Below are 8,354 nucleotides of genomic sequence, written 5' to 3'. Positions count from 1 at the left end.
CAATGACAGTCAGGACAGACAGGGTGAAGAGGATGAGATTACGTTTACGGGCCGCCGCCGCGGTAATGCTGGCGGGTCTGGCGCTGGTCGGCTGCGACCAAAAGGGTAATGAAGCGAAGCACATTAAGGTGGGCGTGATTAACGGCGCCGAGCAGGATGTAGCGGAAGTGGCGAAGAAGATGGCCAAAGAGAAGTACGGTCTGGAGGTCGAGCTGGTGGGATTCAGCGGCTCGCTGCTGCCTAACGAATCNACCAACGCCGGGGATCTGGACGCCAACGTCTTCCAGCATCGGCCTTTCCTTGAGCAGGACAACAAAGCGCATAACTATCATCTGGTGGCGGTCGGGAATACCTTCGTCTTCCCGATGGCCGGCTATTCGCGCAAGATCAAGTCAGTCGCCGAACTGAAAGACGGCGCGACGATCGCTATCCCCAACGATCCGACCAACCTCGGGCGGGCGCTACTGCTGCTGCAAAAAGAGAAGCTGATTACCCTCAAAGCCGGGACCGGCCTGCTGCCGACGGCGGTGGATATCACCGACAACCCGCATAACCTGAAGATCATGGAGCTGGAAGGGGCGCAACTGCCGCGCGTACTCGACGATCCCAAAGTCGACGTGGCTATCATCAGCACCACCTACCTGCAGCAAACCGGGCTGTCGCCGGTTCGTGACGGCATCTTTATCGAAGATAAAAACTCGCCCTACGTGAACATCATCGTGACCCGGGAAGACAATAAAGACGCGCAAAACGTGAAGGAGTTTATGCAGTCGTACCAGTCGCCGGAGGTGGCGAAGGCGGCAGAGACTATCTTCAACGGCGGCGCGGTGCCTGGCTGGTAAGCCAACACACAGGGAGAGGTGCGTATGGTACGCCAACGGCAGGCTGACCTGCTGCTGATTGCCGCGACGGTGATTGCCGCCTGCGGCTGGATATTTTCCCGCGAGGCGATCGCCGGCATGCCGGTGTTCGCGTTTCTTGGGCTGCGTTTTTTCTTCGCCGCGCTGCTTCTGCTGCCGTTCTGCCGCGGTTTTCGCCCGCAAAAGCAGCACTGGCCAAAACTCATCATCAGCGGACTCTGGTTTGCGCTCAACCTCTGCCTGTGGATCTATTCGGTCTCCACGACGGCGTCGCTCGGCGAAGGGGCGTTTATCATGAGCCTGTCGATGATGTTCGTCCCGCTGACCGCATGGGTGATGATGAAGGTGCGCCCGCCGCGCGCCTGGTGGGAGTGCCTGCCGATCGCGGTGGTAGGCCTGGGGCTGCTCAGTCTGCATATGCCGATAGCTTTCCACCCCAGCCAGGGCTGGTTTTTGCTGACGGCGCTGGTGCAGTCGATCTGGTTCTGTTACACCAGCCGCTGCGCGCGTGAAGTACCGCTGATCCCCCTGACCACCGTGCAGCTGGCGATCACCGGTATCGTCGGGTTGACCATCTCCGCTGCCGTTGAACGCTGGGACCAGCCGATGACCCTGCCGACTCTCGGCTGGCTGGTGGCCAGCATTGTCATCGCCACCAGCCTGCGCTTCGGTCTGCAGATGAAGGGGCAGAAGTACGCGGCGGTGGCCAGCGCGGCGATCATCATGGTGCTCGAACCGCTGCTGACGGTCATTGCCGCCGCGCTGTGGTACGGCGAACAGCTGCCGCTGCAGAAGATTATCGGCGGCGTGCTGATCCTCGTGGCCCAACTGTGGTTCCGCTGGCGGATGCTTAAGCCGTAAGCGGGCCGCTTCGCCGCTGCGCCATCAGCTGCAGCAGCGGCACCAGCGACAGCCCGTCCGGCATCTCGCCGCGGGCGATCAGCTGGTTTATCTCGTCGAAGGTAAACCAGCCGGTCTCCATCACCTCATCCTGATCTGCATCCATCCCCACCCAGCGTAAACCGGTGGCCAGCCAGGTGATAAACAGCTGATCGCTGCTGCCGTAGGAGGGGTTAAAGCGAATGATCTCCTCAACGCGTTGCGCCTGCCAGCCGGTCTCTTCCCGCAGCTCGCGCAGCGCGGCGACCGCCGGGTCTTCCTCTTCATCGACGCCGCCAGAGGGGATCGCCCACACCACCTTATCGATCAGGTAGCGGTAGTGGCGAATCAGCAGCACTTTCTCATCCTGGATGGCCACAATCCCCACCGCCGGGCGCGGGTAATGAATGGAATAAAAGTCGCGGCGCTCGCCGGGGGCGACATCAATACCCACCTTACGCATGCTGAACCACGGCGTCTCGGCGATGACCTGCGGGTCGTGCATATCGGCGGCGGTCAGTTTCTTTTTCATCCTGCCACTCCTGTCAAAAATTGAGCCTTAAGAACAACATAGCCGGAGGCGGATGGCAACCGCCGCAGGTTGGCCCGATTTCATCGATCATTGCCCAAACGCCCCTGTTGAGCCAGGCGGGGACTCAGTACGATGTTCGTCAGATGACNNNAGAGGAACGCCAACATGAACATCACCCACATCCGTAATGCGACCCAGATTATTCACTACGCCGGGAAAAGATTTCTCATCGATCCGATGCTGGCGGACAAAGGCGCCTGGCCGGGTTTTCCGGGCACCGCGCGCAGCGAACTGCGCAATCCGCTGGTTGAGCTGCCGTTTTCCCGCGATAAAATTGTCGACGTTGACGCGGTGATCGTCACCCACACCCATGACGATCACTGGGACGCGGCGGCGATCGCCGCGATCCCGAAAACCCTGCCGGTGTTCGCCCAGCATGAGGCCGACGCCGCGCTGCTGCGCAGCCAGGGATTTCAGGATCTGCGCCTGCTGTCGTCAGACAGCGAATTTGCCGGCGTGCGTCTGCTGAAAACCACCTCCGGGCAGCATGGCAGCGACCGCACCTACGCGGTGCCGGCGATGGCTGAACGCCTGGGCGAGGCCTGCGGCGTGGTGTTTCGCCATCCGCAGGAGAAGACGCTGTGGCTGGTGGGGGATACTATCTGGCGCGATGACATTGCAGCCGACCTGCTGAAGCTGCGCCCGGACGTGGTGGTCCTCAACGCCGGCTACGCCCACGTCATCGGCTTTGGCCCGATTATCATGGGCAAGGAAGATCTCCTGAACGTGCACTTCGCCCTGCCGGAAGCGAAAATCATGGCTATCCACCTCGAGGCGGTCAACCACTGCCTGGTGAGTCGGGAAGAGATGCGCCAGTATGCGCTGGATAATCAGATTGCCGATGTGGTTTCTATCCCGCAGGATGGAGAAACCGTCGTTTATTAACATGCGTAAGGGGAAGGGACGATGAAACTCACCGACGTGGCGATTGTCGCTGTAGAGGGCTTTAGCCCGTTTCACTACGCCGTCCCCTGCATGCTGTTTGGCGATTCGGTTTCGGAAATCAAACGCTTTAATCTGCACATTTGCGCCGAGCGGCCGGGGCTGCTGCGCGCCCGCGATGGTTTTGCGCTGTACGCCACCGGCGATTATGCCGCGCTGGAACAGGCGGATATCGTGGTGGNGCCTTACTGGGGCGAGGTCGATCGACGTCCGCCGCAGGCGCTGCTTGATAGCCTGGTGCGGGCCCGGGATAACGGCGCGGAGATTGTCGGCCTGTGCCTCGGCGCGTTCGTCCTCGGCTACGCCGGGCTGCTGGACGGCAGGCGAGCGGCGACTCACTGGGAGTTCGAGCAGGATTTCCAGCGCCGGTTTCCGCAGGTGCAGCTGGATATCAACGCCCTGTACGTCGACGACGAGCGGATCATTACTTCGGCGGGCACCGCGGCGGCGCTGGACTGTTGCCTCTACATCATCCGCCAGCGTTTCGGCAGCCTCGCGGCCAACCAGATCGCCCGGCGGATGATTGTTTCGCCGCACCGCGAGGGCGGCCAGGCGCAGTTTATCGCCCAGCCGGTGCCGAAAAACACCCGCGATGCGCGAATCAACTGCCTGCTGGATTATCTGCAGCAGCATATTGCCGAGCCGCACAGTCTCGATTCGCTGGCCCGGGTGGTGGCGATGAGCCGCCGTACCCTGACCCGCCACTTCGCCCGGGCAACCGGGATGAGCATTACCGACTGGCTGACCGCCGAACGTCTGCGCCGCAGCCAGACTCTGCTTGAGGCGGGCGATCTGCCGGTCGAGCAGGTGGCGGAGGCGGTGGGCTATCTTTCAGCGGTCACCTGGCGCCAGCAGTTTAAAGCGCGCTTTGGCGTCAGCCCGACGGAATGGCGGCGTACCTTTCGTCGCGGCGCTTAGCCGGCGAGGGTCGCACTGTCGATCACGAAGCGGTATTTCACGTCACCCTTGACCATTCTTTCCCAGGCTTCGTTGATCTCATCGCCGCGGATCAGTTCGATATCGGCGACGATGCCGTGTTCGGCGCAGAAGTCGAGCATCTCCTGAGTTTCCGGAATACCGCCGATCATCGAGCCGGCAATCGACCGGCGGCGGAAGATCAGATTGAACACTTCCGGCGACGGATGCGGCGTGGCCGGGGCGCCAACCAGCGTCATGGTACCATCGCGTTTCAGCAGCGTGGTGAAGGCATCGAGATTGTGCGGCGCCGCCACGGTGTTGAGGATGAAATCGAAGCTTTTGACGTGGGCCGCCATTTCGTCTTCATTGCGCGACACCACTACGTCATCGGCGCCCAGCGCTCTGGCCGCATTACGCTTGGATTCGGAGGTGGTAAAGGCCACCACGTGGGCCCCCATGGCATGGGCCAACTTGATCCCCATATGCCCGAGGCCGCCGATGCCGACCACGCCGACTTTTTTACCCGGCCCGACGTGCCAGTGGCGCAGCGGCGAGTATGTCGTGATCCCAGCGCACAGCAGCGGCGCGACGGCGGCCAGCTGCGCTTCGGGATGGGTTATCCGCAGCACGTAGCGTTCATTGACCACTATCTGCTGTGAATAACCGCCAAGCGTGTGTCCCGGCGCGTCCTGGGTCGGCCCGTTATAGGTCAGCACCATGTGGTCGCAGTAGTTTTCCAGNNNTCAGCGCACTCTTCGCACTGTTGACAGCTATCGACCATACAGCCGACGCCCACCAGATCGCCGACGGCGTAGCGCGAGACGGCGTTGCCGACCGCGGTCACCCGACCCACAATTTCATGCCCCGGCACGCAGGGATACAGCGTTCCCGCCCATTCCGATCGCGCCTGGTGGAGATCGGAGTGGCAGACGCCGCAGTAAGCGATGGCGATCTGTACATCCTGCGGCCCCGGGTCGCGGCGGGTGATGGCCATTGATTCCAGCGGCTGGCTGGCGGAGTAGGTACCAATAGCGTTGATCAGCATAGCGAAACCTCTTCTTGATGAATGGACTCAATAGAACGGGAGGGGAATGCGGGTGGTCAGTGGCATCGATAAGCGTAGTCTGGACTGGCCGAGATGCGAGGGGGAAAGCGGTAGAGAAACCCTCAGGCGCGGCCTTAACCAGCGCAGTAAATAATAAGATGGCCTTATCTTTATCGCCGCTAAGCCTTATAGGTATTTACGGCATATAGTATTATTTATTCCTGTAGAATAGAGATAAATAGTTATTGCAGATAATGATGCTTACACTCTTTTTATCCCCGTAACGTCTTGTCTTTTATTCGTTATTTCACCTGTTGATACTATTATTCTCAACGAATCACTTTTTCAACCTGACCTGATGGCATAAAAACCATGTCGATCCCTGCAGCCAGCCTCTCTACTGACCAGGCGTTACCGTCTTTTTACTACGGAAGACAGACAAAGCCGTTATTCGCGGTGGAATCCCTGTTATCTGCGTTCCTGCCCGCCAGCTCACCCTTTGCGCTGCCGCGATCGACCTATTATCGTTTTCCGCCGACCCAGGCTGAATCCGGATTAATTCTGCTCGAAGAGGGGATTGCCTCGCTATGCCATGCGGAAAACAACATGGTGATATCAACGATATTTGCCCCTTCGCTATTGGGATTAATCGATGGTTACGGCGTCTTTAACGGTATTCCGGAAAAACACCACTGCTCTCTGTTTGCTGAGACAGATTTGCGCGGACGCTGGATAGGACACCAGGCCGCGGTCGAGATCCTCAATGCGCAAAACCTGTGGCAGGAGATGGCCCATGTTCTGGCGCAGCGGCTGATGGTGTTGAGCATGCGTTCGCAGGAGATGGTGGGGGTGGATTCTTATCCGATGGTGCGAACCCTGCTAACAGAGCTGGCGGACTACCCGGAGGAGTATCGTCGCCAAATTAATGCGTTAAGCTTTATACAGCGCCGCACCAACCTGTCGCGCAGCCGTGTTATGTCGATTCTGGCAGAGCTGCGCAAAGGTGGTTACATTACGGTCCATCGCGGGGTGCTGGAAAAGATAACCCGCACGCTTCCCGCCCACTTTTAAACCCGCGCGGCGGAGGGGCGTGATTTTCCCACCCCTCGTCAGCCGGTGGGCTAAGGCTCAACCGGCGTCAGAAAGTCCAGCCGCAGCGGCTCAGCCAGCAGAGACTCCATCTGCGTCATAAACGCCTGAAAATAGGGCATCGCGACATGGGCATCGAGGGCGTCCTGTCCCTGCCACGCCTCGCGCATATAGAAGGTGTCCGGCGCGTCGCGCAGCTGAAACAGGGCATAGTCGAGGTTGCCCGGCTCCTGTCTCGTCGGCAGGAGCAGCGCCTGCAGGGCCTGACGCAGGGCGTCCGTTTGGCCCGGTTTCGCCTTGAGCACGGCGATAAGCGATATCATCTTAAAACCCCTCCAGCACGATCTTGCCGACGGCGCGTCCGGTTTCCAGCTGGCGATGCGCTTTCTGCAGATTGGCGGCGGTGATGGCGCCGTAGTGTTCGCCAAGGGTGGTTTTGATAGTGTGGTTGTCGATCAGCGCCGCCACGCGGGTGAGCAGCTGATGCTGGGCGATCATATCATCCGTCTCAAACATTGAACGGGTGAACATAAATTCCCAGTGCAGGGACAGGCTTTTGGCCTTCAGCGGCACCACGTCCAGGGTCTCCGGGTCATCAATCAGCGCCAGCTTGCCCTGCGGGGCGAGGGCGTCGATCAGCGCGTTGAAGTGCTGCTCGGTATTGGTCAGGCTGGCGACATGGGTTACCGACGTGATACCAATGCGCGCCAGCTCGTCGGCGAGCGGCTTGCTGTGATCGATCACATGGTGCGCGCCCGCCTCGCGGACCCACTGCTGGCTCTCGGGACGCGAGGCGGTGCCGATCACCGTCATGGCGGTCAGTTTACTGGCCAGCTGGGTCAGGATAGACCCCACGCCGCCCGCCGCGCCGACGATTAGCAGCGTGTCGCCCGCATTGCCGCCTTCCTCAACGCCGAGACGGTGAAACAGCAGCTCCCAGGCGGTGATCGCCGTCAGCGGCAGCGCGGCGGCGGAGGCATTATCGAGGGTGCGCGGTTTGTGCGCCACCAGGCGCTCATCCACCAGCTGATATTCACTGTTGCTGCCGGCCCGGCCCAGCGCGCCGGCGTACCAGACCTCGTCCCCGGGCGCGAACAGCGTCACTTCCTCACCGACGGACTGCACCACGCCAACGGCGTCCCAGCCCAGCACCCGCGGCGTGTCGCCCTGAAAGCCGGCGCGCACTTTGGTGTCTACCGGATTGACCGAGATAGCCTTCACAGCGACCAGCAGATCACGCCCGTGGGCGGTGGGGATCGGCAGGTCGATCTCGGTTAAAGAAGGGATGTTGTTGCCGTCAGCGGCGGCTTGAGTAATGGCGATAGCTTTCATAACTGCTCCGGTCTGTGATTCGGGTGAATGAAAAGATGGAGCCATCGTAGACCGCTGCCGGGAGGGGAAAAACGGGCTAACGGCAATAACAGTTATATGCAGAAAGTGAAAATCAGCCCACCTGATAGAAGTCGAGCATCACCCCATCCTGGGTCCGGCCACCGGCGCAGATAAACAGCGAGGTGGTTAGCCAGCTGAGCGCGGGAGCATCCACCTCAAAGGTGGGCACGGTGCGAAAATAGATGGCTTCAGGCGGAATATCGCTAAAAAAGCGCATATCGTCGGCGAAAAGCTGGTCATGATACTGGGCCGGCACCCGGCGGATGCCATTGTTTTCCACATAGACCGTGCCTTCCGCCACCTGCAGGGCATAGCGGGCGGACAGCCTGCAGGTGCCGTCGGGTTCGATTATCTGGCTGTCGACGCCGCCGGGTAATACGTGACCGCGAAGTTGACCCGAGACGCTGCCGCCGACAATCGGGATCAGCTGGCGCTTACCGGTCTGCGGGCTGCGGGAGACGATTATCGGTTTATCAACCTGGATGGTAATGGAAAAACAGTGTCTGAGTTCGGGGGTCATTATGGCTCTCCTGTTTCGGTTGGTAACGGCACGCGGCCACCGCGCCAGTGTAACGGGTTTGCGAGAGACAAAATAACGCAGGGTTTGGATGAAAATGATTGGCTGGGATGATGAGTT

Annotated in this window: 9 protein-coding genes and 1 pseudogene; 5 read left to right on the top strand and 5 right to left on the bottom strand. The window is 60.3% G+C overall.

Annotated elements, in window-relative coordinates; translation table 11 throughout:
- Positions 1–32: 32 nt before the first annotated feature.
- Together nlpA and VZP09_RS20215 are read left to right on the top strand one after the other, a co-directional pair.
- Entirely contained in the window at positions 33–842 is an 810-nt protein-coding gene (nlpA, locus tag VZP09_RS20220) for a lipoprotein NlpA (protein WP_032415821.1), read from the top strand.
- Positions 843–866: 24 nt separating this feature from the next.
- Complete coding sequence (locus VZP09_RS20215) at positions 867–1,721, top strand: DMT family transporter (RefSeq protein WP_002922972.1); 855 nt, start codon at positions 867–869, stop codon at positions 1,719–1,721.
- Here VZP09_RS20215 and VZP09_RS20210 read toward each other — a convergent pair.
- A complete protein-coding gene (locus VZP09_RS20210; RefSeq protein ID WP_004186204.1) occupies positions 1,711–2,271 on the bottom strand; it encodes an NUDIX domain-containing protein in 561 nt (186 codons plus the stop codon). The two genes, VZP09_RS20215 and VZP09_RS20210, sit on opposite strands and share 11 nt — an antisense overlap.
- Positions 2,272–2,436: 165 nt before the next feature.
- Here VZP09_RS20210 and VZP09_RS20205 point away from each other — a divergent pair, with 165 nt between their 5' ends.
- Positions 2,437–3,216, top strand: a complete 780-nt coding sequence (locus VZP09_RS20205) for an MBL fold metallo-hydrolase (protein ID WP_032415820.1) — start codon at positions 2,437–2,439, stop codon at positions 3,214–3,216.
- A gap of 21 nt (positions 3,217–3,237) precedes the next feature.
- Positions 3,238–4,191: a GlxA family transcriptional regulator gene (locus VZP09_RS20200; RefSeq protein ID WP_328795370.1), complete on the top strand. Its 954-nt coding sequence runs from the start codon at positions 3,238–3,240 to the stop codon at positions 4,189–4,191.
- On the opposite strand, the pseudogene VZP09_RS20195 reads toward VZP09_RS20200, so the two are convergent.
- Positions 4,188–5,236: pseudogene (locus tag VZP09_RS20195) on the bottom strand (NAD(P)-dependent alcohol dehydrogenase). The gene VZP09_RS20200 and the pseudogene VZP09_RS20195 overlap by 4 nt on opposite strands.
- 372 nt (positions 5,237–5,608) lie before the next feature.
- On the opposite strand from VZP09_RS20195, the gene VZP09_RS20190 reads away from it, so the two are divergent.
- Positions 5,609–6,307 (top strand): winged helix-turn-helix transcriptional regulator, encoded by a 699-nt coding sequence (locus VZP09_RS20190; RefSeq protein ID WP_004151507.1) that lies wholly within the window; start codon positions 5,609–5,611, stop codon positions 6,305–6,307.
- Positions 6,308–6,357: 50 nt separating this feature from the next.
- Here the strand turns inward: VZP09_RS20190 and VZP09_RS20185 are convergent, their stop codons facing one another.
- From VZP09_RS20185 to VZP09_RS20175, 3 genes are all read right to left on the bottom strand, one after another.
- Positions 6,358–6,648, bottom strand: a complete 291-nt coding sequence (locus tag VZP09_RS20185; protein ID WP_002922965.1) for a putative quinol monooxygenase — start codon at positions 6,646–6,648, stop codon at positions 6,358–6,360.
- A gap of 1 nt (position 6,649) precedes the next feature.
- The gene (locus VZP09_RS20180) at positions 6,650–7,657 is read right to left on the bottom strand and encodes a zinc-binding alcohol dehydrogenase family protein (protein ID WP_002922964.1); all 1,008 of its coding nucleotides are present in this window, start codon (positions 7,655–7,657) and stop codon (positions 6,650–6,652) included.
- Between the two features lie 112 nt (positions 7,658–7,769).
- The gene (locus tag VZP09_RS20175; protein ID WP_002922963.1) at positions 7,770–8,237 is read right to left on the bottom strand and encodes a DUF3237 domain-containing protein; all 468 of its coding nucleotides are present in this window, start codon (positions 8,235–8,237) and stop codon (positions 7,770–7,772) included.
- Positions 8,238–8,354: the final 117 nt, after the last annotated feature.

The sequence above is a fragment of the Klebsiella sp. EMBS2024 genome (assembly GCF_036233805.1).
GTDB lineage: Bacteria > Pseudomonadota > Gammaproteobacteria > Enterobacterales > Enterobacteriaceae > Klebsiella > Klebsiella pneumoniae.
The sequence above is the reverse complement of the archived record's forward strand: the minus strand, read 5'-3'. Positions and strand labels throughout refer to the sequence as shown.

Bases quoted from the DNA above. Each gene is read 5' to 3' on its own strand.
- VZP09_RS20185 (WP_002922965.1), bottom strand. From the start codon at position 6,648: ATGATATCGCTTATCGCCGTGCTCAAGGCGAAACCGGGCCAAACGGAC.
- VZP09_RS20210 (WP_004186204.1), bottom strand. From the start codon at position 2,271: ATGAAAAAGAAACTGACCGCCGCCGATATGCACGACCCGCAGGTCATC.
- VZP09_RS20180 (WP_002922964.1), bottom strand. From the start codon at position 7,657: ATGAAAGCTATCGCCATTACTCAAGCCGCCGCTGACGGCAACAACATC.
- VZP09_RS20175 (WP_002922963.1), bottom strand. From the start codon at position 8,237: ATGACCCCCGAACTCAGACACTGTTTTTCCATTACCATCCAGGTTGAT.
- VZP09_RS20190 (WP_004151507.1), top strand. From the start codon at position 5,609: ATGTCGATCCCTGCAGCCAGCCTCTCTACTGACCAGGCGTTACCGTCT.
- VZP09_RS20215 (WP_002922972.1), top strand. From the start codon at position 867: ATGGTACGCCAACGGCAGGCTGACCTGCTGCTGATTGCCGCGACGGTG.
- VZP09_RS20205 (WP_032415820.1), top strand. From the start codon at position 2,437: ATGAACATCACCCACATCCGTAATGCGACCCAGATTATTCACTACGCC.